Here is a 24,464-nt window from a genome sequence, read left to right as displayed (position 1 = left end):
CTCATTGGCCCTTTAGGAACTCGTACAGCATCGCCGGCAACGCCTTGCTGAGTTCGGCATACAGGGCAGCATCACCGAACATGTCATCCACGATTTGAGGCGTCTCATCACGTGTGCCGAGCATCGCCTTGTTGAACGCTTTGGTGAGCGCCGGCGACTCCGCAAATTGCTCAGGAGTGTTCGCTTCTGCTTGCTGCACAAGCTCAGCATCGATCGCGAGCCGCCCAAGGATCCCGCCAACGGTGATGTCCACAGCACCGGGCGCGTACTTGTCACCAAAACGCTCGTTGAGCTTCGCGATGATCGCCTCGAGCGCCGATCGATGCTTCTCGTGCACGGCACCCGAGCCGATCGCCGAGATCGGGTCGAGCCCCGGCCCCTGACCGAGCTTCAGTTGTACCGACTCCCCCGCGCTGATCTGCACCCCCACCAGTGACACCTTCGAGATGTCCACTGGGTCGTCGTAGGTTGCCGTCGACAGCTGCGGCAGGATGCGCCGGAAGAAGTAGTGCCGACGCGGCAGATCGGTGTCCTCGAGGTTGCGCGCCTGCGAGATGAAGTCGTAGAACTTCACGAACGCCCCGACATCGCTCTTGAACAGCTGAAGCTCTTCCTGCTCGAGAGTGTCACCGTCGAGCACGGCGTTCACCCACCGATGCTGGAACCGCGAAACCGCCGGCGCCGTCGCCGCCGACACTTTCGAGTTCGCATTCGTCCCGCCCATCAGCGCGGCATCGAACGCCTGCTCGACCTCCTGCATCGTGTAGATGCCCGAGGCATCCAGCTTCGTCACGAGATCGTAGATGAGGTTCGGGTCCGTCGTCGCCGTGAGCTGAGCGCCCCGGAAGTACGGCAGGAACGCATCCAGCACATCGCCCGGCTCGTTCACGAAGTCGAGCACGAACGTCTTCTCCTTGCCCGGATACGTGCGATTCAACCGCGACAGCGTCTGCACCGCCTGCACCCCACCGAGCCTCTTGTCGACGTACATCGCGACCAGGCGCGGCTGGTCGAACCCGGTCTGGAACTTCTCCGCGACGATCATCACGTTGTACGTCGACGGCTTGAACGCCTCCGCGAGATTCGACGTGTGCAGCCCTGGGTTCTGCGTCTTCTCGGTCAGCCCCTCGCCAACATCCTCGGGGTCATCGACCGTCCCCGAGAACGCGACGAGCGCCCGAACTCCCTGCACCTGCGACGACGCGAGATACTGGTCGAGGTACTTCTTCCACCGAACCGCTTCCTTGCGCGATCCGGTGACGACCATCGCCTTCGCCTTGCCGTCGAGCTCCGACTGCACGTACGTGCGGAAGTGATCGACGACGATCTTCGCCTTCTGGCTGATGTTCGTCGGGTGCAGCCGGACGTACTGCACCAGCGCCTTCACCGCGGTCGACTCGTCGACCTCATCGAGCCCGTCGTAATCTGCGCCGGGATGCTGCAGTTGCCACGCCACCCTGTACGGCGTGTAGTTCGCCAGCACGTCGAGAATGAACCCCTCCTCGATCGCCTGCTGCATCGAATAGAGATCGAACGGTTCGGGTGTCGCCACCGGCCCATCGAGAGCAGCGGATGTCACGGCAGCACCACTCGCGTCTGGCACACGCCCGAACAACTCGAGCGTCTTCGCCTTCGGCGTCGCCGTGAATGCGAAGTACGAGATGTTCGGCGCCTTCGCCGTGACCTCCATCGCCCACTGCAGGTACGCGTCCGAATCGATCGGCGCACCTTCGGCGACCGCCGCCTGCTCGGCCGGCGAGAGCACCTTCGTCAACGCGCCCGCGGTCGAGCCGGTCTGTGACGAGTGCGCCTCATCCGCGATCACGGCAAAGCGACGACCTTGCAGCTCGGGCAGCGTCTGGATCGCGGTGATGAGCGCCTCGAACGACTGGATCGTCACGATCACGATGTGCTTGCCACCCGTGAGCGCGTCGGCGAGCTGCTTCGACTTCGAATCGCCGCCGTCGCGGGTGATGGACTGCACGACGCCGGCTTGCTTCTCGAACTGTACGATCGCATCCTGCAGCTGCTTGTCGAGCACCGTGCGGTCAGTCACGACGACGACGGTGTCGAACACGCGCTCGTTCGCGTCGTCGTGCAATTGAGAGAGACGATGGGCAAGCCACGAGATCGAGTTCGTCTTGCCCGACCCCGCTGAATGCTGCACCAGGTAACGATGGCCCGGCCCCTCAGCGCGAGCGGCCTCGACAAGCCGGGTCACCGCGCGCCACTGGTGGTACCGCGGGAACAGCACCTTCTCGGTCTTCGTCTTCTTCCCCGTGTCGGGATCGACGTCGACCTCGACCTGCAGGTGCACGAACGACCCGAGCAGCGACAGCCAAGTGTCGCGCTGCAGGATCTCCTCCCAGAAATACGAGGACGCCGATCCATCGGGGTTCACCGGGTTCCCCGCACCCTGATCGTGACCGCGGTTGAACGGCAGGAATCGTGTCTTCGCGCCGGCGAGCTTCGTCGTCATGCGCACCTCGGAGTTCGACACCACGAAATGCACCAACGACCGCTTCGCGAACGCGAACAACGGCTCCCCGACTGGCGACCGGTCGAACCGGTACTGCTCGACCGCGTTGTCGATCGGCTGCGTGAAGTCAGTCTTCAGCTCGACCGTTGCCACTGGGATGCCGTTGACGAACAGTACTAGGTCCAGCGCCTTGTTCGGATGCTTCGCCGAGTAGCGCACCTGACGCATCACCCGCACCCGCATCTTCGAGTACGCCTCCAGCGTCGCCGGATTGTTCGTCGTCGCCGGCCGGAACTGCGCCAGCTTGAACTTCACCGCCCCACCCGACAAAGGCACCATCGTGAAGCCCTCATGCAGTACCTGAATCGTGCCACCGTTCTTCAACGGATCGTTGTCGAGTGCCTTCGCGAGGCGATCGAGGATGCCCCGAGCCGCCGCCGCACGCTGTGCCTCTGTGTCTCCAGGCCGCACGACCTTGGCAAACTCGTCCGGCTGCGTCTCCTCGAGCCAGCCGAGCACGTCTTCGGGGAGCAGCGCGAGGTCGCGGTCGTAGCCGGCGTCCGTCGCCGAGTACAACCAGGTGTTCGCGGACAGATGCTCGGCGATCTCGGCCTCAAGGGCCGACTCGAGATGCACACCCGACGGACTCGTCATGCTGCCACCCCCACGTCAATCTTCCCGGTCACGGCGGCAGAGATCAGCGCGGCGCGACGCTCGCGGGCGAGGATGATGCCACGCCTCGCCACATCACTGGCGCGATCGATTGTCGCGATTTCCTCGTCGAGATGGTCTGCGATCGCAACCTGTTCCTGATGAGATGGGACGGGAACCATCGTCGCTGCGACCTTCTCCGCCGTGAAATGAGGCATCGACGCAACGCTGGCCACCATCTCGATGTAGCCAATCTCCCGAAGATGCAGCAACACATAGGTCAGGAAGCGGCCGTCAACGGATTTGTTCGGCCGAACGCGCACGATCGAGTTCTGGAATCCGACATCGGGCAAGTCGTCAGAAATGAACGCCGCCCTGCCGTAGCCCCCAACGCCGCCCTCGACGATTACCAGGTCACCTCTCACCAACGTCAACGATCGTTGCTCTCTCGGCGAGAACCACATCCTTTTGATCGTAGAGAGATCCAGCATGCCGGCAGGCTGAACGCTTGCAGCCCGTAGATACAGCATCTCAAGGTCGCCGTCGGCGCGCTGAGACTCCTGCAGCATCTTTCCGAGAGTGACGGCGCCTAGAGTCTTCATTGGCGAGAACGTCCAGCCCGATGGGATCTCCTCGAGCCAGCCCTCGCGAATGGGGACCAAATCCGCAATCGATCCAAGTCCGCGCGTAACAGCGTTGCCAATTGCGGCGGCGCGACGTTCGGTGAGGAGGGCGATGAGTTCGTCGTTCTTCGCGATGAACGCGTCGATCTGCGCCGTCTCTCGATCCAGAAATTCCGCAATCGTCTGCTGCTCCTCGACCGGCGGAACGGCGATGCGCAATGCCGCGGCATCGGCCTGGTAGATCGTCCGGTGGGTCGAACCCATCATCAGACGGTCGAACTCTGGGCGCATCGCCTGCAGCTGGTACCAGAGGAAGTCCGAGCGCAGGCCGGCGCCTGGGACCCAGTTCCAGAAGTCCTGGCTGGTCGCCATCGCAGTCGGCATAATGCCGCTGAATCCAACCGAAGCAGTCCGGGAGAGAACTACGGTCCCGGCCGGGAGCAACTCTGCGGCAGAGTTCGCGAGCCCGCGCTCGGAGATCTTCTCCGACGTCTCGCCGAGCTCGCGTGCACCGGCGCGAAGCTGCCAGACATCGGCGAGCGTGAACCACGGGATCGTGCAGTCCACCCAGTACTCAGCTGTCTTTCTGCTCGGCGTGTGGCCAGTGCGCATCGACGCGAAGCGACGAATGCTGCCGGACTCCCAGTGCGCCGGGATCTCGCCGAACCAGTCGGCGTCGCTCACCGCTCGACCTCCACAAGCATGGCCCGGAGCTGGTCCATGACGGCGTCGAGGTCGTGGTCGATCTCTTCAAGGGGGCGTGGCGGGACGTACTGGTAGAAGTGGCGGGTGAAGGGGATCTCGGCGCCTTCCTTGGTCTTGGCGTGGTCGATCCAAGCGTCCGGGGCATACGGGAGGACTTCGCGGGCGACGTAGGCGTCGACGTCCTCATTCCAGGGCACGTTCTCGGTATCGCGGAGCGAGGCATCCGGTTCCGGTTTGCCTTTGGGGTCGAGGCACGGTTCGGCGGAGTCATCCTGCTCGCCGAGGGCGATTGTGACGGTCTTCAGGAGTGGCGCCGCGAGCGTGAGACCTTCCGCCTTCGCGGCATCCTTCAGCGCCTTCTGGAAGGCGGGGCGATTGGTCCACGTCTTGGTCTCGACAGGCGCGACCAACGAAGCGGGCTCGACCGGCTGGTTGAGGGATTCGAGGGCGGCGCGGAGCGCCAAGGTTTCCGATTCATTGAGTTTCTCGACGGGCTTGGTCTCGAAGACGGCGTCGATGCGCTCGGGAGTGGCCTGCCAGTTGAGTTTGAGGGGGCGTTCGACGGTGATGGTGCGGTAGAGGAAGTCCTCGTTGCGGAAGGTCTTCGAGTGCTCGCCGTCCTCGAATCCGACGTAAAGGCGCACGATCTCCGCGATGTTCTCTGGCGAGAGTTCGTTGCGCTTGGAGCCGAGGCCCTTGCGAAGCTTCTGGAACATCTCACGGCCGTCGATGAGCTGCACGCGCCCCTTGCGGTCATCCGTCTTGCGGTTGCTGAGCACCCAGATGTAGGTCGAGATGCCGGTGTTGTAGAACATGTCCTTCGGCAGTCCGATGATCGCCTCGACGAGGTCGTTGTCGAGCAGCCACTTGCGGATGTTCGACTCGCCGCCGCCGGCGCCGCCAGAGAACAGCGGCGAGCCGTTGAGCACGATCGCCATGCGCGAGCCGCCGTCTTCGGACTTTCGCATCTTCGAGACCAGGTGCAGCAGGAACAGCATGGCGCCGTCGCTGACGGTCGGCGTTCCAGGGCCGAAGCGGCCGTTGAAGCCGAGCTTGGCATGCTCGTCCTCGATCTCCGTGCGCTGGTCCTTCCAGTCGACGCCGAACGGCGGGTTCGAGAGCCCATAGTCGAACCTCTTGTCCTCGAAGCGGTCCTCGGTGAGGGTGTCGCCGAGCGCGATGTTGTCGACGTCCTGACCCTTAATGACCATGTCGGCCTTGCAGATCGCGTACGACCCGTCGTTGATGTCCTGCCCGTACAGGCTCAGGTTGATGCCTGGGTTCACCGAGTGCAGGTACTCGTCGGCGACCGAGAGCATGCCGCCGGTTCCGGCCGTAGGGTCGTAGATCGAGCGGACGGTGCCCGGCTTTGTCAGCGCGTCGTCGTCGAGCGCGAACAGCAGTTGCACCATCAGTGCGATGACCTCGCGCGGCGTGTAGTGATCACCCGCGGTCTCGTTCGACCGCTCGTTCGCCCACCGGATGAGCTCCTCGAACACGAGGCCCATCTCGATGTTGCTGACCACGCTCGGGTGGAAGTTCGCCTGCGCGAACTTCTCAGTCACGGAGAAGAGCTTGTTCTTCTCGGCGAGCTTACTCAGCGTCTTGTTGAACTCGAAGCGCTCGAAGATGTCGCGCACGTTCTCGGAGAACCCCGCCAGATACGACGCGAGGTTCTCTCGCAGATCCGCCGGGTCAGCCGTGAGCTTGGCCATCGTGAACGGACTCGTGTTGTAGAACTCATAACCGGATGCCTCGCGGAGCTTGAGCTCCCGCAACTGCTCGGGCAGGCTCGCGGCCAGCTTCGCTTCCTTGAGTACCGCCTCCTTCGTTCCGGCCAGCACCGCGTCGAGACGGCGCAGCACGGTGAAGGGAAGGACGACCGACCCATACTCCGACGGCTTGAACGGCCCACGCAGGGACTCGGCGATGTTCCAGATGAAGGAGACGTGGTTTACCAAGGGTGGAACTCCTGTGTAGGGCTCAGGTCGGTCGGGGCCGTGATGTTCGGCTCCAAGGGACATCTTGTCTCAAGTCACTGGCGAATGGTCTCCTACGCGCCCGACCACAGAATGAGGCCGGAAGCGTGCTTCCGAACATAGACACCAGACCGGCTCGGCGGGTACAGCGATCACCGAACACCCCCCGCATTGGGGTGGTCGACTGCGCAATGGACAAACTCGATCATCCGTGTGCGAGCATGTCCCGTGGTAGCCCATGGGCGCATTAACGACTCTGAGAAGGTGATTGTCGCATGAGGTCCGAGGCGGAGCAGCACGCCATCCGCGAAGATATCTTCCGATGGCTCGACGAGCGTCTCGGCAGTGGCGCCTATGAGATGCATCACACCGAGCTCAAGGCATACGCATTCCGTGGCGAAAGGATTCCCCTCCTTGACACAGGTCGGGGGATCCGAAATCCCGCCAGCTTTTCCTCAACGCTGTCGCTGATGACTAGCGCAAAGCGTGTCGAATACAACGACGAGATCCGCCCAGACGGACTGTTGCGCTATTCGTATCGAACCGGAAATAGTTCGGACAACTTCAAACTTCGAGAGGCGGCCCGCCGGAAGGTCCGCCTCGTGTACTTCAAGGGGGTTCGCCCAGGGGTGTTCGTCCCGTACTACCCCGCCCGGGTTGTCGCCGACGACCCCGTGGATCGCGCAGTGTATTTGGCGTTCGACGAGATGTTCGACTTCTTCGGCGACCCGCTCGAGATGACCGGCGATGAACGTCGCTACGCCGAGCGGATTACGAAGACCCGCCTTCATCAGCCCATGTTCCGAGCGAGCGTCATGCGCGCATACGACGCGACCTGCGCTGTCTGCAATCTGAAACACGCTGAGCTGCTGGATGCCGCGCATATCGTTGGCGACGCAGAGATCGACGGGTTCGCACACGTGACGAACGGCCTTGCACTCTGCAAAATCCATCACGCATCGTACGATCGCAACCTGCTCGGCATTACGCCGGACTATGAGGTTCGGATCGACGGTGAGCTACTCAACGAGGTTGACGGGCCTATGCTCCGACACGGGCTCCAGGACATGCATGGCAAACGATTGAGCCTGCCAAATCGGCGATCAGATTGGCCATCACAAGAACGCCTCGCTTCGCGGTTCGTTCGATTCGCCGCTTAGGAGGAGCGATGACAGTCAGTGCCTTCAACGAATGGGTGACCGCGATTGGAGGGGTCGTAATCATCTTCGGAGGCGGATTTGCAGCATTCCAGCTCTGGTTGATGACGCGCCAAGGCCATCGAGAGTTCGAGAGTTTGTATGTCCAACGGTACTGGGAGCTGATCGATCGCCTCGGCGTCGACGCTGCTCTTGGTAAGAACTCCGCTCGTGTGTCACGCAAAGATCGGCGCCACCTCGTCGCATACGTTCAGCTCTGCGAGGACGAGGCTGACATGTTCGAGCAGGGAAGGGTGACCTCCGCTACATGGACGATCTGGCAGTCGGGTATCGACGCGATGCTCGAGCTGCCCGCCGTTGAAGAAATCATCAATGCGTCCGAATCCGGGAGATTCGACACTTTGAAGCGCTACCGCACTGAAGGGCAACTGAGGCCAAAGTATGGCCGGTTCGGGCGATTCCTCCGCGGCCTTTGACGGCAAGCGTGCCAACAAGGTGCTGCCCGACGTGATCGAGGCTGGGGCTTCGCCGGCAGGTGGGCTTCGGCGGATTGCTTCGTCAGCTACTCACCGGTTTGGGTCGAGCTCCGCGATGGCTTGATGTTCTGGTTCAGCTGAAAAATGTTCGCGGAGTCGTACGAGTTCTTCACAGCCATCAGTCGCGCGAGGTGCTCCGGTGCATACGCACGTCGCACGCCCGCGGAGCCCTCATCGCTGAGTGCGTTGACATACGCACCACTCGCGAAAGGCTCCATCGCAGCGGCATACCTACGCGCGCCCGCGATCCGCGCCTCATCGTCGGCCGGATCGACCCACTTCGACGCACACACGAACTCGAACGCCGTATCCCGCCGTGAGAACGCTGTTTCACCCGGTGAAATCGAGGCGATCGCTCCCCCATACGCCTGCAAGCTCGCGTTCGGCAGATCATCACCGCCACGCGCGAGCACCGCGTCGATGACGTCGTCGGTCAGCTCGCTGAAGTAGTGGCCCTTCCAGTAGCGGCGCCACTCGTGCGCCTCGACGTCGTCTTCGCGGGTCTGCAGCTCGAGGTACGTCATCGGCACGATCACTCGCTCGAAGCCGGCGTCGACCTCGGCGAGACTCGTCGCGAGCGCGGCCGCCGCGGCCTCGCCGTCGACCGGGTCGCCGACCCAGACGAAGCCGAGCGACAGCGTTCCGTCGGAGATGGTCGCGTTGTAGGTCGCGCGTCGGTCGGCTCGGGTGCTCTCGTCGCGCCAGCGACGCATCGCCGCGGTGGCGGATGCCACGGGGTAGAGATACTCGACCGAGAGCACGTCTCCGGGCTCGGGGTGCAGCACGAGCTCGAACTCGGTGACGACGCCGAAGTTGCCGCCGCCACCGCGGAGCGCCCAGAACAGGTCGGGGTGACGGTCGCGGTCGACCCGCAGAATCTCGCCGTCGGCGGTCACGAGCTCGAACGAGACGACGTTGTCGCACGTGAGCCCGTGCTGCCGGGCGAGCCAGCCCATGCCGCCGCCGAGCGCGAGTCCGCCGATGCCGGTGTGCGACACGTTGCCCGCGGTCGTCGCGAGGCCGTGCGCCTGGGCCGCACGGTCGAGTGCACCGAGCAGCGCACCACCTTGCACGCGGGCTCGTCGCGCCGAGGCATCCACCTCGACTGACCCCATCGGCCGCAGGTCGATCATGAGCCCGCCGTTAGGCACGGCGTGGCCGACGATGCTGTGCCCGCCGCAGCGCACGCCGATCTCGAGGTCGTTCGCCCGCGCGAAGCGGATCGCCTCGGCGACCTCCTCGGCGCTCGAGCAGGCGACGATGTACCGGGGTCTGCGGTCGACCATCGCGTTCCACACGCGCCGCGCGTCGTCGTAGCCGTCGTCACCTGGTTCGAGCGTCTGCATGAGATCTCCCCCGCCTGTCTCGGGGCCGAGGATGCCGCGGACGGGCGCCGGCGTCAAGAGGCGTCCTCAGATGAAGATGGATGATGGATGATGGAGAATAGACCGATCTCGAGCAGCACGTTGGCGCCGTCGATGAGGATGCGCCGCAGACCTACTGCGGCTCCGTCAGCGAGTTCGTGCGCGAGAAGCTGGTCACCCCCTGCCGTCGCCTCATCCGTTCGCGCCCGCGAACGGCCGAGCGATGGACTGCTGAAGCACCGAGCCCCTAGCTATCCACGAGGATTACGGGTCCGCTGGAGATCGGCGGAGAGATCGACTTCCTCAGTCATGGACGTCGCGTCGCGTGCGCCAAGAACCAATGAGCGCCAACTGATGCCGTCGCGTTAACCGTGCGGCCCTGATGATGACACCGGTCGAGTAGCCTGCGGACATGAAGTACACACCGGCGGATCCCGACGAGGCCAGGTGGCACGAAGCGGAGCTTGCTGAAACGTTCCGCATCCGAGTCGGTCGCCCAGACCCGGCTGACACGGCCGCGTATGCCAGATGGCTGGACACCCCGCTGCCGAAGGACCGGCGGCGGGTAGCGGTGTACCTGCACGCGGAGTTCGGCGCCGAGTGCGGAGTCTGCAAGACGTCGGTCGACATCGACCTACGGCGCCCCCTCCCGCGGCCGCAGAGGTTGACCATGTGACCCCGCGAGCTTGGTTCGGAAAAGACGTGTGGGGAAACGTCCGACTGGCGCACGCCTACTGCAACGGATACCGCAGTGACGTTCCCGGCAAAGGGTTCGAGGAACCTGACCCGGCCACAGTAGCCCTTGGCCTCGCTCGGGTCGTCGAGTGGTTCAACGACGCGTTCGCCCGAGCGAACCCAAAACTAGTGCGCGCGAGCTACCGGTTTGAGGCTGAGAAGCGACGGGCGTTCGATTACCGAGAGGCCCAAGGCACCCCGCACCCGGATGGACGGTGGGGCGAGCCGGGGAATCCGGAAATCTGGAGAGAGTGGGCGGCTCAGGTCGCGTCGGACGACTCCTAGACAGCCAACCCCAGCCCGGCTCAGGTTCGCGGAGTCGCCGATCACAACGTGGCGTCTGACTCGGTTACCTCAACCGGGTTAGCGTCCTCGATGGTCTTGCGTCGGCGAACATGTGGAATGCGCCCACGAGTCGTTACGGCGACGACATAAATCGGCCGCGCAGGTGACCTCCTCGCGGTCCCCGGATGCGGACGGCGAGCATCCCAGCACTACCAGCGCTCGGGCATGTTGTCGGCCCACGGATGCCCCACCGGGAGCCCAACGCGTTCTTCGAGCGCGTAGCCGTGGTATTCGGGCGGCAGCAGGACTGGAGCGTTGTAGGCTGACTCCTCGAGCAGGTCCCAGCGGCCTTCGTAGCGGGCGAGGATCTCGACTTGGACGCGGCTGCGGTCGACGCTGGCATTCCGTTGGCCGGCCGGGACCCCGGGTTCGGTGAGCCACTGCATGTGCGTGATCCAGGCTGCGGCCGCGATGTGTGCCCGAGGCACGACGAAGCCTCGGGGAGGCCGGTCGTTGTCAGCGGGGATCGCAACCATTACAAACCACTCGGCGTCGTGTTTGGGGGGCTGCTGACTCTTCTCCCCGAGCGGCCAGCTTGAGCGCAGACTGTCGCCGCGGATCGACTTCACCTGAACCTCAATCATCTGGCGGCGGTCACCGGTGTGCACGGCCAGGATGTCTGTCCGCTCGAGACCGTCTCGAGTCAGCGCGGGCGCCCAGCCACGTCGGGCGAGTTCGGAAGCAGTCCAATGTTCGCCGATGCTCTTGGTCTGCTTGGTGTCGGCCATAACGCAGAGCGTACCTGTGGCTGCCGATGCGTCGACCGCGCTGAGCGGCCTGGCCTCCGCTAAGAAGTCCGAAGGGGCACGCCGGTCGTGGGCTACGGTGGGCCCCAAGGAGGGCAATATGTCATTCGATGAGCGCGTCGACCCGGCGTCGGAGATCGACTCGACGATCCAACGGGCGCTCGAGGCGGCGAGCCTTCGCGCCGGAGATACACTCGGCGGCACGCCTGCCTCGGTGGTCGAGAATTGGGAGCCGTCGGCGGCCGAGGCGGGCGATCTCAGCGGCGCCGCTGACGGCGACTGACCAGGACCGTCTGCAGACCGCGTTCGTCAAGAACCTCCGAGCGCTCCCACCCCGCCACTCGGCAGCACGATCCATCCTTCACGATCCGCCCGCTCACGAGCGACCGCTGGCACCGGATGCGTCTGCCCGAGCGCGTGGGCCCGCGCGATCAGGGCCGCGATCACTGCGTCGAACACGTCATCCGACTCGATCATCCGACCCCTGACCGAATCGAGGTCGAGCCACGGCACGCGCTCCTCGAGGCTCTCGACCAGCTCGGCCCGCGTATCTGCGTCGGTCTTGTAACCCGGCCGGCTGAGTTCCCATAGGCGCAGAGCCGCTGCGGGGTAGACCTCGACGACACGGCCCGAGCCACCACGTGGGATCGGCCCGATGCGGTCGGCCAGCGCGTCGAGGAGTGCCGCGCAATGCATGGCGGTCAGACCGAGCCGATCGGTCGCCACACTCAGCGGAGCACGGCCGGTTCGCCGGAGCACCTCGCGGTCGGTCTCGCGATAGGCGAGGCGCCGGCGCCAGTCGATCCCGCGATCGCGCGAGAGATCGACGCGGTCGCCCTGCGCATGGCGGCTGACGAACTCCACGAAGTCATCGGGCCACCCGAACGCGCAGTCGATGCCCATTCGGTCGACCTCAGCGGCGACATCCACAATGAATTCATCGGATGCCCCGAGTTCGACCGATTCGACCGTCGCCCGACCCGGCTCCCACCGGATGATCGCGATCGCGGTCTTCTTGGTGTCTGCGGCGAGGTCGACTCCGGCGGTGCGCACGCTCGAAGTGTAGCGACGACCCTATTCGGCCGAGGGGGCGGTGGTCTCGATACGGCACTGCGCGCCTACTCGACCGACGGGGCTGTGGTCTCGATACGCTCCTGCGTCGCTACTCGACCGACCGGGGCGGGGTGCTTCTTCGTCACGAGATACGACCCGAGCAGCACGAGCGCGAAGCCGACGATCGTCCAGACCGTGACCCGCTCCCCCAGCACGACGACGCCCGCGATGATCGCGACGGCCGGGTTCACGTACGTGATCGTGGTCGCCTTGACCGGGCCGATCTCGGCGATGAGGCCGACCATGAGCAAGAAGGCGAGCGCGCTGCACACCACGGCGAGCACGATCACCGAGACGATGACGGGCGGGGACGGCCAGGCCGTCGGCACGCCGCCCGTGAGCAGCACGAATGGCACGTATGAGATGGCGGCGCCCGCGAGCGAGACGGCGACGATGCCGATGCCGGGCAGGTCGGGCATCCAGCGCGCGAGGATCGCCGGGCCGAGCGCGTAGCCGACGACGACCACGGCCATCTGAGCGACCGCGAACAAGTCCGACCCCGCGACATCCAAGCCGACCAGGGCGGCGACGCCGAGCATGCCGAGTGCGATGCCGATCCAGTTCGTGCCCGAGAGGCGTGCCGGCCGCCCCATGAGGAAGGCGATGCCGACGCCCGCGAGCGGCACCGCGGCGAGCAGCAGGCCGGCGGTCGAGCTCGGCAGCGTCTGCTCGGCCGAGCTCAGGAAGTACCACGGCAGCACGATCTCGACGAGGGTGTACGCGAGCATCGGCTTCCACCGGCGAAGCACCGGGCCGACCTCGTGCCGGAACAGCGCGAGCGGCAGCAGCAGGATCGCCGCGAGCCCCGACCGCGCGAGCACCACCATGCCGGGGTCGAGCTCCGACACGGCGACCTTGATGAACAGATATGGGATGCCCCACGCGATTCCGAGCGCGATGAAGAGGAACAGCCCACGACGAGTCACTCGAGTATTCTGCCGCCGACCGCCGACACCCGCGCCGGCGAGACCGTCGAAGCGGCGCGAATTCCTGCGAGTTCAGGTCGTTCGCCGAGCCGCCGTCCACCGCGGCATTGTGGTCAGGACGTCAAGACCCGGCCCACGTCCACGTGATTGCGCCGAACAGCTTCTCGTCGCTCGCGATGGGCGCGACGATGTTTGAGAGCCTGAGTCGCCACGACTCCACGGTGAAGTCGGCGGCAATGAAGGGCCCGGGCGAGCGGCCGCACTCGTCACCGGTGATGAGGCTGATCGTCACGCGGTCGCCGTCGACCGTGTACTCGCCGCTGCAGGCGGCGAAGATCCCGCCCGGGCTCTCCACCCGCAGCTCGAACCCCCCGCGAGTGTCGAAGGCGAGCCGGTACGCGCCGGCTGCGCCGCGAGCCTCCTGCGCCGTCAACCCCAGATCTCGAAGGTCGGGTTCGCCCAGTTCGGGCGACTCGTAGAAGCCGTCGAGGAGCGCAACGTCCTTCCAGTCGGTGTCACGGGGCGTCGGACCGCGGCACTCCTCGGGAATGCTCGGTGCGGCCGCGGGCCCTCGGCCGGCCTTGAGCTCGACGATCGCACGATACAGCGGGCCGGCGGCGGCATCCGCATCGAGGTCGGCGTAGACGCCAGCGACCGCGTCGCGCATGTCCTGCAGATCTCCCGCGGATGCCTCGGAGAATCGGGCTCCCGACGAGCAGGCCGACTCGAGGGCGGCGTCGTCGAGCTGCGCGAGCTCGCCGGTGCGGTCGACGACGTCAGCGGCCGCACGTTCGAGCACCGCGAGCTTGTCGTCGGAGAGCCGGTCGGCGAGGCCGGGGTTCGCGATGAGCACGGAGATCCTGGGCCAGAGCACGAGGTTCGTCGTGGCGTACGGAGTCATCTCCTCGTGGTGGTCGTCGAGCATGAGCAGGGAGTTCTCGAAGCTCGAGATCATTCCACTGAACAGGCCTTCGTCACGGGTGTTGATGCTCACGTCGAACGGATCCGCACCGAGTGCACGCAGGGCGTCGGCCGTGCTGGCCGAATGGAACGCCGCGATGGTGCGCCCCTTCCAGTCGGCGAGGCTCAGCACAGGGGCATCCGCCGCGAGCGGATGCCTCAGCGCACCGGGCATCACCGCCATGCCCCGCACGCCGAGGCGGTCGAGCGCTGCGAGACTCTCGTTCGCGGCGTCGCTCGCGGCGACCTGCTGCTGCAGGCCGTAGTCGTCGATGAGCAACGGCGCGGTGAGGGCGTCGAGTTCATGCACGCCGAGGTCTCCGAGCACGCGGGTGCCCGTCCAGCCGAGATCGGCATCGCCGGCGGCGACGGCCGTGACGAGCTCCTCCTCCTGGAGGTTGGTCTCACCGCAGCACGCCCGCACGACGTCGACCTTCAACTCGCCGCCGGAGCGTTCGCTCACTCGATCGGCGAACCAGCCGACGGCTGGGTCGAGGTTGCCCGATCCGTCGAGGTGGAACAGCGTGACGACCGTGGGGTCGGGCAGCGGCTGGGTCGTGCACCCGCCGAGCGCGACAGCACCCGCAGCCACCAGCACGATGAGGGGATGCCTCGCCCGCATGTTGCGACCTTCCGTCGAACGACGCGCCGACGGTAGTCGAGTGGGTGGCACGGCCGCATCGGGGGCAGCACGCATTCGTCGCCGACCGCTGGGCGGCTGACCGTTGCGCCGACCCGTCGCATTTCACACGCGAACGGGGGTCACGGCAGCGCCCTGTCGCCCAATACGGTCGGAATCCAAGGCATCGACCGATCGCGACGCGACCGCCGGGACGAATGGAGGACGAGCCCGTGACCTCGAGCCACAACCCGTTCACGCTCATCGCTCGTCACCGCGCTCATCGCCGCGGCTGGGCCGACTGAGTCGGGTGGTCTCGACACGCTTCGCTACTCCAGCGACGGAGTCGCGTGGCCTCGATACGCTTCGCTACTCGACCGACGGAGTCGGGTGGTCTCGATACGCTCCTTCGTCGCTACTCGACCGACGGGGTGGGTCACGAGACCGCCGACATCGCCCCGCGGCCGATGCCGTGGTGGCGGGATGCCTCGATGTCGCGCCGCGCGAGCAAGAGGGCCTCGCTCGCGAGGAGTGCGGCACGCCGCGCCATGGCCGCCACCTGCGCCTGGTGATCCTGGTCGGTCACCGAGACCACCACCGCGGGGCTGCCGAGGTACTGCCCGAGATCGATGCGGATGCGCTCGGACTCGGCCAGCGCCTTCATGGCCTCGGCGCCGATGCGGCCCGGGTTGCGGGCAATGGCGTCGCGGACGACCTCGAGCCTTCGGTCGGCGGCCTCGATCGCAGAACTCACCTGGTCGACGGGCGGAATCGGAATCATCGCGCGCTCGCGAGCCGCCGCCATCGCCGACTCCAACGCGGCATGCGCCGTGCGGATTCGACTCAGGTGGGCGAACGGGTCGGTGTTGACCCCTGGCGGGAGGCCCGCGAGGGCCGCCTGCAGCTCGACGATCGCGGTCGAGACCCGGTTGGAGGGCGGCGTCTCGAGCGCCACGGCGACGTGCCGACGAGACTCGGCGACGATCGCCGCCAAGGCGGATTCGGCCCGCAGCGCCTCGACCTCGAAGGTCTCAACCGCGTCGAGCATCGCGGCGGCGCGGCGCACCGAATCAGCGGATGCCTCGAGCGCGACCTGCGCCTGATCACGCGCGCCCGCCTCGCGACGTCGCTCGGCCACGCGCAGGCTGTGCTCTGCGAATGCGATCAGGCGCTCGGCCTCTGCGGCGTCGGCCTCGACGGCCATGAGCGCCTCGCGCGAATACCGGGCGGCGAGGCATCCGATCGTCTCGCGCACGAACGGGACGCGAGCGCGCAGCCGTTCGATCTCGGCTCGCAGACCGGCGATGAACTCGGGTTCGCGCCGCGCCCGCGCGATCCGCTCGGTGATGGCGGCCATCTGCTCGTCGAGCGCGACCTCGGCGGCTTCGCACAGCTGCACGACGCGCTCGTATCGCGCACGCACCTCGTCGACCGTGCCGGGTGTCGCCTCGTGGTTGAGCCGGTTCAGGAGGAAAGCGGTGCGCAGGCGTCCGCGCGCGTCGGCGAGCGTCTCGCCCAACGGCTGGATCGCACCCGCCCCCAGCTCGGCCTCGGCGAAGCCGAGCTCGTCGGCGGCGACGCGGATGCGCTCATCCGCGGCGAACAGCGCTGCCCCGGCCCGCTTCGCCATTTCGGCGTCGTGTGCCTCGATTCGGTGCGCGCCGAGTCGGCGCCTGACCCGGAACCCGGCCATGTCCCGATTTTAGGATCGGCGCGCAGAACCCGCTACCGGGCTGCCTGAGGAGCGGTGGTCAGTCGAAGATCCCATCGAGGATGCTGCCGATCACGAGCCCGCCGAGGATGCCGCCCATCACGTCGGAGCCACTGCTGCCGCGGCGGCCGCCGCCCCAACCCTGGTCGCCCCACTGGCCGGGGCCGCCCTGCGGGCGCGACGAGTCGATGTCGCGCTGCGCGAGGTGCAGTGCCTCGGCTGCGAGGTGTGCGACGCGGCGGGCCATGGCCATCGCCTGCTCGCGGTGCTCCTCGCCGATCACGGTGACGGTCGCCGCCGGCATGCCGAGGAAGTGGTCGAGCTCGAGCCGGATCCGCTCCGACTCGGCGAGCCGGGTGCGGGCGTCGGCGCCGATCCAGCCGCGGTGGCCGGCGATCACGTCGCGGGCGATGGCGAGCTGCCGGTCGGCGTCGTCGATGGCGTGGTGCACGTGCTCGAGCGGCGGGATGGGACGGGCCGCTCGCTCGCGGGCCGCGGCGATCGCGGCGTCGAGGCCCGCGTTCGCCTCGCGAAGTCGGCTGAGCTGGGTGAACGGGTCGGTGTTGACGCCGGCCGCGGGCAGCGCGGCGAGCGCACCCTGCAGCGTCGAGATCGCGGCGGTCACGCCTGGTGACGCGGGCTCCTTCAGCGCGACGGCGAGGTCGCCGCGCGAGTCCTCGACGATCGCGGCCAGGGTCGACTCGGCGCGCAGCGCCTCGACCTCGAAGGTCTCGACCGCGTCGAGCAGCGCCGCCGCCCGGCGCACCGATTCGGTCGCCGCCTCGAGCGCGAGGTTCGCCTGCTCGCGCTGGCCCGCCTCACGCCGACGCTCGGCGACGGCGGCGCCGTGCTCGGCGAAGCCGAGCAGCTGCTCGGCCTCGGCCGGGTTCACCTCGACCTGCGCGAGCGCCTCGGGCGAGTAGCGCGCGGCGAGCCGCCGAATCGTGTCGCGCGTCTGGGGAATGCGAGCGCGCATCCGGTCGGCCTCGGCCCGCACACCGGCGATGATCTCGGGAGCCCGACGCGCGCGGGCGATCTTGTCGGCGAGCGCGGCGGTCCGCTCGTCGAGCACGTCTTCGGCCCACTCGCAGAGCTGCACGATGCGGGCGTTGCGCATCCGCAGTTCTTCGGACGTGTCGGGAACCTCGTCGTAGTTCAGCTGGTTCAGCCGGAACGCCTCGCCCAGGTGCTCGCGCACCGCGGTGAGCGCCTGCTTCAGGTCGGCGGTCGCGTCATGCCCGAGCTCGGCCTCGGCGAACGCGAGCTCGTCGGCCGTGACCCGGATGCGCTCGTCGGCCTCGACGAGCGCACTGCCGGCGCGCTTCGCCAGGTCGGCGTCCTGAGCTTGGAGTTCCTGCTCCTCGCGCTTTCGCTTGCCCCAGAATCCGGCCATGCGATCGATCCTAGGCGCGACGGCTGGAAGGGGGTCCGGTCGGGCGGAATCGGGAGGAGAATGAGACGAGTCGGTCGCCCCCGCGCGTCTCGCCGGCGCCCGCGGCCAGTCCCGATCACGGAGGCCGAGATGTCGAACCGCCCGCCCGAGCACGACGCGCCCGTGCCGAACCGCGAACCCGCCGAGCAGCCCGCCCCGCCCGCCCCGCAGCCTGCGGCCCCCGCGACGCCGGCGCGGCCGAACATCCACGTCTCGGCGCTCATCGTGTGGCTCACGATCTTTCCGCTCGTCGCCATCGTCGGCATGCTTACGGAACCGCTCGTGAGCGACTGGCACCCCGTGCTGCGGGCCTTCGTGCTCACGCTCGTCGTCGTGCCGATCGCGGCGTACTGGATCATGCCGATGATGTTCAAGGGGTACGCTGCGCTCGAGCGGAACCGGGCGACGCGACGCGCGGCGAAGCACCCGACATAGTGGCGCGGTTCTCCCTCGTCGGAGACGGTGCACCGTCGGACGGTGCCCACGAATCCACGAATCCACACCCTGCGAGGGCATGGTCCACAGGTCCTGACGGGCGCACGGCGCCGGCTGCGAGCCGGCTACTCGAGCACTGGCACCCGGTGTTCGCGCTCGTCGAGCACGTACACCTGCGTCGCCGTCGCGCGGAAGAGCCGGAACGGGGCGTCGCCGGTCACGTCGGCCGCCGCCCATGGGCGAAGACCTCGGGCGACCGACTTCGCGCTATACACCTCGAGAGCGGCGGCGAGCTGGGCGTCGGGCACGATGCCGGCGACGCCCTCGACGTACACGGCGATCGCACTGCCGACCGCGACCGTCGAGTCGAAGACGGCGAGCGCGACCTCGGCCCGTTCGGCGAGGTTCTGCGAGTGCCGGGTCTCGGGGCGTGAGACCCAGTAGTACTCGCGCAGCTCGCGCTCGGCGAACCAGACGGGCGTCGCCCACGGTTTGCCGGCGGCGTCGGCGGTGGCGATCGTCAGGTACGAGGCGGCGTCGATGACGCGGCGGGCGGACTCGAGCGGGGCGGAGTTCACGCTGGGCATGTTCATGGGTATCAGCTCCTGGGGGTGGGCTGGAAGGGTTGCCGGGGCGTGGTCTCGATACGGCGCTTCGCGCCTACTCGACCGACTCAGCGTTCGCGGGCGTGGTCTCGATACGGCGCTTCGCGCCTACTCGACCGACGGCGTACATCGGGGCGTGGTCTCGATACGGCGCTGCGCGCCTACTCGACCGACGGGGGGTGTCAGGCGAACGCAGGCTCGGGCGAGGCATCCACGTCGTCGAGGTCGGTCGGCTCCGCGACATCCAAGGGGTTCGCGAGTTCGTCGCGGCGCATGCGGGCCGCGACGATCGCGACGACGCCGATCGCGAGCGGGGCGATGCCGGCGATGAGGAACACGACGGGGAGCCCGACGAGCTCGCCCGCGGGCCCGGCGATCGCCATCGATACGGGCATGAACGCGAGCGACACGAAGAAGTCGAGGCTCGAGACGCGGCCGAGCATCTCCGGCGGAACCCGGCGCTGCAGCAGCGTTCCCCAGATCACGACGCCGCCGTTGAACGCGGCGCCGACGGCGAACGCGGCGAGCGCCATCACCCACACCTGGTCGGTCAGGCCGAAGACGGCGAGCGGCACGCAGCCGAGCCCCCACAGCAGCACGATCGCCGTCAGGTACCGGCGCGGCAGCTTCATGGATGCCACGACCATCGACCCGACCGCGCCGCCGACGCCGAACGCGGCGAGCACGAGCGCGTGGCCCTCGGGGCCGGCCTCCGCGACATCCTTGATGACGAACGGCACGAGCACCTCGAACGGCCCCATGATGAGGAGGATCAGGAGCGACGCGAACGACAGCGTGCCGAGCAGCCACGGCGTGCGCATCATGTAGGCGAATCCGTCGCGCACGTCGACGAGCAGGGCGACGGCCGGATGCTGCGTTCCGCTCGCCCGTTCGCCGCGCAGGGGCTGATCGGGCACCCGTCGCAGGCACACCGCCGCGACCACGCCCGTGAGCGCGGCGACCGCGAGCGCCGCGCCGGGCGACGACACCGCGATGAGCGCGCTCGCGAGGGCCGGCCCACCGGCCTGCATGAGCACGGGCCGGGCCATCCCTTCGAAGCCGTTGGCGGCGAGGAGTTCGTCCTCCGCGACGACGCTCGGCAGCAGCGCCGAGTACGCCGGGTAGTAGAGGCCCGCCATCACACCGCCGACGAACGCGACGACGGCGAGGTGCCAGACGTCGAGCGCTCCGGCGAGCGCGAGCAGGGCGACCGTCCCGACGCTCGCGGCCCGCACGACCTCGACCGTGATGAGGATGCGCCGCTGCGGGATGCGGTCGGCGAGCGCACCGCCGAGGAGCGTGGTCAGCAGCATCCCGATCGCCGACGCACCGGCGACGAGCGACAGCTCGGCCGCTCCCCCGCCGATCGCGACGATCTGCCAGACGAGGGCGACCATCCAGATGCCCGCGCCGATCATCGACGCGACGAGTGCGGCGGCGAGCCACCGGTAGGCGGGGTTGCGCAGGGGCCGGAGTGCCCGAGGTGCGGTCATGATCGTGCTCCTTGCCGTTCAATTCCGTTTCGAATGCTTCGTGAAGCGGTGGCGCAAAGGTGCTTCTACTCATGCGTCGAACGGGGATCGGCGAGATCGACAGCCGCGGACGGTTCTCTTCGGAAGGCGCGACCACATGACCACACGACCACACCCCGCGCGACCACATGACCACACGACCACACCCCGCGCGACCACATGACCACACGACCACACCCCGCGCACGAGGAGCACTCCGGCCGCGGCATCCACGGCGGGTTTCGGGACGGCGCTGCGTGCCGTCTCGACCCACGGCGCGAGGGGGCCTCGACACACTCCTTCGTCGCTGTTCGACCGGCGAAGCCGCACGCACGAACGGATGCCGCGAGGCATCCGTTCGTGCGTGGTCGGTCGCTCCGGCGGCTCAGCCCTGACGGTGCTCGGCGTGCCAGCCGAGGCTGAGGTCGTCGCCGATCATGAGGTCGGCTCGGGCCTGGCGCCACTCTGGGTGACGCCCGTACCAGCCGAGGCTGAGGTCGTCGTCGATCGGGTCGACGGTCGGCGTGACGCAGAGTCCCTCGGGCACGTGCTCGCGCACGTACGAGGGGATGAAGCATCCCTTCTCCGAGACCTCCGGAACGTTCACGTTCGCCGAACCGGCCTCGCGTGCGGTGGTCATCCCGCACCCGGAGAGCAGGAGTGCCACGGCGACGACCGGAACCGCGTATCGCATCGCTCGCGTGTTCATGATGATTCCCTTTCCATGCCGGTGCACCATCGCGACCGGCTGAGGCCGACGCTACGGAGACGGCATCCCGCCCGCATGACGCGGATCAGGCATCTTCGCGCCGGTCGGGCATAGGCAATTCGGACCATCGACCGCGCCTGGGCGCGGGGCTATCGTGAGGGGCATGCGGTACTGGACCGCACCGGCACTGCCGACGAGCTGGACGAACACCGGCGCCCCGCCCTTCGTGGCCAGACGCGAAGAACTCCGCGCGCTGCACGCCGCCTACACCGACGCAGTGTCGGGCGCCGGCCGGACGGTATTCGTACGCGGTGACCCCGGCACCGGCAAGTCGCGGCTGCTCACCACCATCGGCAGCGCACTCCACGCCGAGGGTGCGGCGGTGCTGTACGGCGACTGCATCCAGGAGCTCGGGCGACCGCTCGAACCGTTCGGCCAGGCGCTCGGGCCGCTCCTCGCCGCGCTCGAGGCGGGCCGATCGGGCGAGCCCGCAGCGGCCGAAGCCGCGCGATCAAGCTCGGCCACGCCCGGCCGAGACGGGCCTGCGGCCGACGACCTGTCCTCCGACGCGCTGCCCGACGCCGTGCTGTCGGCCGTGCGCGACACCTTCAGCGCGCGCGACCGCGCGGCGGCGCCAGCCATCGGCCAAGACCGACTCTTCGACTCGGTCGTCGAACTGCTCGTCGAAGTGTCGCGGGCGAGGCCCATCGTGCTCGCCCTCGACGACCTGCACTGGGCGGGCGACGACGCGGTCAGGCTGCTCGGTCGCGTCGTCACGGGCACGGCCGACGCACGCATCCTCGTGATCGCGGCGCTGCGACCCGACCCGCCCGACCGATCCGAGCCGCTCGCCGCGGAGATGCGGCATCTCGCGCACCTGCCCTCGGTCGAGGTGATGCAGCTCAGCCCGTTCAGTGTCGACGACCTCGCGGAGTACCTCGAGGTCGGCGGGGTGCCGGCCGCCGAGGCGAACGCGAAAGCGGCCGCCGTCGCCGAGGTGACCGGCGGCAACCCATTTCTCGTGCGGACGACCTGGCGACACGTGCTCGACGCCCTCGCGACGCACGACCAGCGCATCGAGATGCCGGAGACGGCATTCGGGCTACTGCGCCCGCGGCTCGCGATGCTGTCGGAGGACGAGCTCGGCGCGCTCCGGATCTGCGCGCTGCTGGGCCACGAGTTCGACGTACTCGAGCTGTTGGCCGTGAGCGGAGCATCGCAGGCCGACGTGCTCGGCGCGATCGACGCGAGCGTTCGAGCGGGCCTGCTCGAGCCGCCGACGGGGGCCGGCGGCGCGTACGGCTTTCCGCACGCGATCGCGCGGCAAGCGGTGCTCGATGGGATGGCGCCCTCGGACATCATGCGCCTCCACGCCGAGATCGCTCAGACGCTCGAAGCCGAGTTCCCGGCGGCGCCACGACGCGTGCAACGGCTCGCGTATCACTACCTGTCGGCGCGTGCCCTCGGCTTCGGCGAGCGCGCCGTCGACTACCTCGAACTCGCCGCCGAGAGCGCGGCGGCGGGGCTCGCCTTCGAGGAGGCCGGTCGACTGCTCGAGCGGGCGGCCGATGTGACCGCACGGGCAGACCGGCGCGACGCCCTGCTCATGCGGTCGGCCGAGAACTGGTCGGAGGCCTCGGACTTCGCCCGCGCCCGCCTCCAGTACAAGCGCGTGATGACGTCCTCCGACCCGCGCACCCGACTGCGCGCCGCCATCGGGCACGAGGATGCCTCGTGGCGGCCCGGGCTCCGCGGAAGTCACAGCCGCAAGATGCTGTCAACGGCGCTCGAGGCGGTGCCCGACGATCCGCGCGATCCGCTGGTCATCGAGGGCCGCGCGAAACTCGGACGCTCGATCGCCTTCACCGGCGATGTGAGAACCGGCGCTGCTGAGGGCGATCGGGCGCTCGCGCTCGCCCGCGAGCTCGGTGATGAGCAGACCGTCGCCGCCGCATTGCGCGCGCGCATCTCGCACTCGCTACGGCCGGAGGGCGTGCGCGAGCGACTCGTCGAGGCAGATGAACTGGCGCGGATGAGCGCGGGTAGGCACCACGACTGGGACGGACCGGCCGCCGTCATCTTGAGCTGGGGCTCGTACCTGGTCGGCGATGCCACAGGAATGGATCGGGCTGAGGGCATGCTCGTCGACACCGCCCAACGTTGGGGGTCGTACTGGAAGTACTGGGCGGAGTGCGCCCGGTTCGCCCGCGCCTTCGCCGACGGTCGTCTGGGAGATGCGAACACCCGGCTGCGCAGGATCGACGCCGTCGAGCAGACCATCCGCTCCGATGCCAAGACGAGCACCGGGGCGATCCAGAGCTACATGATCCGTCGCGAGACGGATCGCCTCCGCATCGCGGCCGCGACGATCCGGGGCAACGAGGCGCCGACGCAGGCGTGGGCACCTGCACTCCTCGCCCTCTACACCGAGCTCGCCATGCAGGAGCCATGCCGTCGTGTGCTCCATTGGATGCTCGACCACGACAACGCGGCGGCGCACGTCTCCAGCGACTGGCCGGCCCGCCTGACGTTCACGTGCGAAGCCGCCATCGCGATCGGCGATACCGAGGCGGCGATGAAGCTCCGGCCGCTGCTGCTCGACTACTCGGGAGTCAACCTCGTATCGGGGTTCTTCGTCGCCCTGTTCGGCCCGGCCGATCGGTACCTGGGCGAGATCGACGGATTGTGCGGGACGGGCGACCCCGTCGAGGCGTTCGCTCGTGCGATGCACTTGGCCGAGCGTCTCGAGGCGCCCCTGCACATCGCCTACACGGCCGCAGCCACTGCCGTCCACCTCCGCCGTACGGGCGAGCATGCCGCGGCCGACGCATATGCCGAACGCGCACGCACGATCGCCGAGCCGCTCGGGCTCATCCGGGTGCTGCGAGCCCTGCCCGAGGCATCCACGGTGCCCGGAATCGGCGGTCTCACCGCTCGGGAGACCGAGGTGCTGCGGCTCGTCGCCGACGGGCTCAGCAACCGGGAGATCGCGAACGAGCTCGTGATCAGCGAGCACACCGCCGCGAACCACGTACGGAGCATCCTGATGAAGATCGACGTGCCGAACCGCACTCGCGCCGCGCGCTTCGCGCGCGAGCAGGGACTCGTGTGAGGCCGCGCTCC

At 67.8% G+C, this 24,464-nt stretch carries 20 protein-coding genes; 7 read left to right on the top strand and 13 right to left on the bottom strand.

Annotated elements, in window-relative coordinates:
- Position 1: 1 nt before the first annotated feature.
- Genes AC3RJ7_RS01975 through AC3RJ7_RS01965 form a run of 3 tightly spaced genes read right to left on the bottom strand, consistent with a single transcriptional unit; the run spans position 2 to position 6,482 of the window.
- Positions 2-3,133 carry a type I restriction endonuclease subunit R gene (locus tag AC3RJ7_RS01975; protein ID WP_491454181.1) on the bottom strand — a complete coding sequence of 1,044 codons (3,132 nt, stop codon included), beginning with the start codon at positions 3,131-3,133 and terminating at the stop codon, positions 2-4.
- A complete protein-coding gene (locus AC3RJ7_RS01970) occupies positions 3,130-4,437 on the bottom strand; it encodes a restriction endonuclease subunit S (RefSeq protein ID WP_491454180.1) in 1,308 nt (435 codons plus the stop codon). The genes AC3RJ7_RS01975 and AC3RJ7_RS01970 overlap by 4 nt, the downstream gene beginning before the upstream one ends.
- Positions 4,434-6,482 carry a type I restriction-modification system subunit M gene (locus AC3RJ7_RS01965; protein WP_491454179.1) on the bottom strand — a complete coding sequence of 683 codons (2,049 nt, stop codon included), beginning with the start codon at positions 6,480-6,482 and terminating at the stop codon, positions 4,434-4,436. The genes AC3RJ7_RS01970 and AC3RJ7_RS01965 overlap by 4 nt, the downstream gene beginning before the upstream one ends.
- A 230-nt stretch (positions 6,483-6,712) precedes the next feature.
- On the opposite strand from AC3RJ7_RS01965, the gene AC3RJ7_RS01960 reads away from it, so the two are divergent.
- Both AC3RJ7_RS01960 and AC3RJ7_RS01955 read left to right on the top strand, forming a co-directional pair.
- Positions 6,713-7,597 (top strand): HNH endonuclease, encoded by an 885-nt coding sequence (locus tag AC3RJ7_RS01960; protein WP_491454178.1) that lies wholly within the window; start codon positions 6,713-6,715, stop codon positions 7,595-7,597.
- Between the two features lie 8 nt (positions 7,598-7,605).
- Complete coding sequence (locus AC3RJ7_RS01955; RefSeq protein ID WP_491454177.1) at positions 7,606-8,070, top strand: hypothetical protein; 465 nt, start codon at positions 7,606-7,608, stop codon at positions 8,068-8,070.
- An 86-nt stretch (positions 8,071-8,156) separates the two neighbouring features.
- Here the strand turns inward: AC3RJ7_RS01955 and AC3RJ7_RS01950 are convergent, their stop codons facing one another.
- On the bottom strand, positions 8,157-9,476 hold the full coding sequence (locus AC3RJ7_RS01950; RefSeq protein ID WP_491454176.1) for an FAD-binding oxidoreductase: 1,320 nt from the start codon (positions 9,474-9,476) through the stop codon (positions 8,157-8,159).
- Between the two features lie 430 nt (positions 9,477-9,906).
- On the opposite strand from AC3RJ7_RS01950, the gene AC3RJ7_RS01945 reads away from it, so the two are divergent.
- Both AC3RJ7_RS01945 and AC3RJ7_RS01940 read left to right on the top strand, forming a co-directional pair.
- Complete coding sequence (locus AC3RJ7_RS01945) at positions 9,907-10,170, top strand: hypothetical protein (protein ID WP_491455251.1); 264 nt, start codon at positions 9,907-9,909, stop codon at positions 10,168-10,170.
- Positions 10,095-10,514 (top strand): HNH endonuclease, encoded by a 420-nt coding sequence (locus AC3RJ7_RS01940; protein ID WP_491454175.1) that lies wholly within the window; start codon positions 10,095-10,097, stop codon positions 10,512-10,514. The genes AC3RJ7_RS01945 and AC3RJ7_RS01940 overlap by 76 nt, the downstream gene beginning before the upstream one ends.
- Before the next feature lie 209 nt (positions 10,515-10,723).
- Here AC3RJ7_RS01940 and AC3RJ7_RS01935 read toward each other — a convergent pair whose 3' ends face one another.
- Entirely contained in the window at positions 10,724-11,302 is a 579-nt protein-coding gene (locus AC3RJ7_RS01935; RefSeq protein WP_491454174.1) for a hypothetical protein, read from the bottom strand.
- 118 nt (positions 11,303-11,420) lie between these two features.
- On the opposite strand from AC3RJ7_RS01935, the gene AC3RJ7_RS01930 reads away from it, so the two are divergent.
- A complete protein-coding gene (locus tag AC3RJ7_RS01930) occupies positions 11,421-11,603 on the top strand; it encodes a hypothetical protein (RefSeq protein ID WP_491454173.1) in 183 nt (60 codons plus the stop codon).
- Positions 11,604-11,629: 26 nt separating this feature from the next.
- Here AC3RJ7_RS01930 and AC3RJ7_RS01925 read toward each other — a convergent pair whose 3' ends face one another.
- From AC3RJ7_RS01925 to AC3RJ7_RS01905, 5 genes are all read right to left on the bottom strand, one after another.
- Positions 11,630-12,373: a DUF429 domain-containing protein gene (locus tag AC3RJ7_RS01925; protein WP_491454172.1), complete on the bottom strand. Its 744-nt coding sequence runs from the start codon at positions 12,371-12,373 to the stop codon at positions 11,630-11,632.
- 65 nt (positions 12,374-12,438) lie between these two features.
- A complete protein-coding gene (locus AC3RJ7_RS01920) occupies positions 12,439-13,359 on the bottom strand; it encodes a DMT family transporter (RefSeq protein ID WP_491454171.1) in 921 nt (306 codons plus the stop codon).
- A gap of 121 nt (positions 13,360-13,480) precedes the next feature.
- Positions 13,481-14,911 (bottom strand): TRAP transporter substrate-binding protein, encoded by a 1,431-nt coding sequence (locus AC3RJ7_RS01915; RefSeq protein ID WP_491454170.1) that lies wholly within the window; start codon positions 14,909-14,911, stop codon positions 13,481-13,483.
- Positions 14,912-15,374: 463 nt separating this feature from the next.
- On the bottom strand, positions 15,375-16,568 hold the full coding sequence (locus tag AC3RJ7_RS01910) for a hypothetical protein (RefSeq protein WP_491454169.1): 1,194 nt from the start codon (positions 16,566-16,568) through the stop codon (positions 15,375-15,377).
- 121 nt (positions 16,569-16,689) lie between these two features.
- Positions 16,690-18,042: a hypothetical protein gene (locus AC3RJ7_RS01905; RefSeq protein WP_491454168.1), complete on the bottom strand. Its 1,353-nt coding sequence runs from the start codon at positions 18,040-18,042 to the stop codon at positions 16,690-16,692.
- Positions 18,043-18,171: 129 nt separating this feature from the next.
- On the opposite strand from AC3RJ7_RS01905, the gene AC3RJ7_RS01900 reads away from it, so the two are divergent.
- Positions 18,172-18,516, top strand: coding sequence for a hypothetical protein (locus AC3RJ7_RS01900; RefSeq protein ID WP_491454167.1), 345 nt, complete (start codon positions 18,172-18,174; stop codon positions 18,514-18,516).
- 125 nt (positions 18,517-18,641) lie between these two features.
- Here AC3RJ7_RS01900 and AC3RJ7_RS01895 read toward each other — a convergent pair whose 3' ends face one another.
- From AC3RJ7_RS01895 to AC3RJ7_RS01885, 3 genes are all read right to left on the bottom strand, one after another.
- Entirely contained in the window at positions 18,642-19,109 is a 468-nt protein-coding gene (locus AC3RJ7_RS01895; protein ID WP_491454166.1) for a pyridoxamine 5'-phosphate oxidase family protein, read from the bottom strand.
- 194 nt (positions 19,110-19,303) lie between these two features.
- A complete protein-coding gene (locus tag AC3RJ7_RS01890; RefSeq protein WP_491454165.1) occupies positions 19,304-20,614 on the bottom strand; it encodes an MFS transporter in 1,311 nt (436 codons plus the stop codon).
- Between the two features lie 403 nt (positions 20,615-21,017).
- A complete protein-coding gene (locus tag AC3RJ7_RS01885; protein WP_491454164.1) occupies positions 21,018-21,341 on the bottom strand; it encodes a hypothetical protein in 324 nt (107 codons plus the stop codon).
- Positions 21,342-21,504: 163 nt separating this feature from the next.
- On the opposite strand from AC3RJ7_RS01885, the gene AC3RJ7_RS01880 reads away from it, so the two are divergent.
- Entirely contained in the window at positions 21,505-24,453 is a 2,949-nt protein-coding gene (locus AC3RJ7_RS01880) for a helix-turn-helix transcriptional regulator (protein ID WP_491454163.1), read from the top strand.
- Positions 24,454-24,464: the final 11 nt, after the last annotated feature.

Source organism: Agromyces solani (assembly GCF_058349925.1).
Note: the sequence above shows the minus strand (reverse complement) of the source record. Positions and strands in the feature narration are given on the sequence as shown.

Coding starts and splice junctions, on each gene's coding strand:
- AC3RJ7_RS01975 (WP_491454181.1), bottom strand. CDS start 3,133: ATGACGAGTCCGTCGGGTGTGCATCTCGAGTCGGCCCTTGAGGCCGAG.
- AC3RJ7_RS01965 (WP_491454179.1), bottom strand. CDS start 6,482: ATGTCCCTTGGAGCCGAACATCACGGCCCCGACCGACCTGAGCCCTAC.
- AC3RJ7_RS01960 (WP_491454178.1), top strand. CDS start 6,713: ATGAGGTCCGAGGCGGAGCAGCACGCCATCCGCGAAGATATCTTCCGA.
- AC3RJ7_RS01955 (WP_491454177.1), top strand. CDS start 7,606: ATGACAGTCAGTGCCTTCAACGAATGGGTGACCGCGATTGGAGGGGTC.
- AC3RJ7_RS01950 (WP_491454176.1), bottom strand. CDS start 9,476: ATGCAGACGCTCGAACCAGGTGACGACGGCTACGACGACGCGCGGCGC.
- AC3RJ7_RS01945 (WP_491455251.1), top strand. CDS start 9,907: ATGAAGTACACACCGGCGGATCCCGACGAGGCCAGGTGGCACGAAGCG.
- AC3RJ7_RS01935 (WP_491454174.1), bottom strand. CDS start 11,302: ATGGCCGACACCAAGCAGACCAAGAGCATCGGCGAACATTGGACTGCT.
- AC3RJ7_RS01930 (WP_491454173.1), top strand. CDS start 11,421: ATGTCATTCGATGAGCGCGTCGACCCGGCGTCGGAGATCGACTCGACG.
- AC3RJ7_RS01910 (WP_491454169.1), bottom strand. CDS start 16,568: ATGGCGAAGCGGGCCGGGGCAGCGCTGTTCGCCGCGGATGAGCGCATC.
- AC3RJ7_RS01905 (WP_491454168.1), bottom strand. CDS start 18,042: ATGGCCGGATTCTGGGGCAAGCGAAAGCGCGAGGAGCAGGAACTCCAA.
- AC3RJ7_RS01900 (WP_491454167.1), top strand. CDS start 18,172: ATGTCGAACCGCCCGCCCGAGCACGACGCGCCCGTGCCGAACCGCGAA.
- AC3RJ7_RS01895 (WP_491454166.1), bottom strand. CDS start 19,109: ATGAACATGCCCAGCGTGAACTCCGCCCCGCTCGAGTCCGCCCGCCGC.
- AC3RJ7_RS01890 (WP_491454165.1), bottom strand. CDS start 20,614: ATGACCGCACCTCGGGCACTCCGGCCCCTGCGCAACCCCGCCTACCGG.
- AC3RJ7_RS01885 (WP_491454164.1), bottom strand. CDS start 21,341: ATGAACACGCGAGCGATGCGATACGCGGTTCCGGTCGTCGCCGTGGCA.
- AC3RJ7_RS01880 (WP_491454163.1), top strand. CDS start 21,505: ATGCGGTACTGGACCGCACCGGCACTGCCGACGAGCTGGACGAACACC.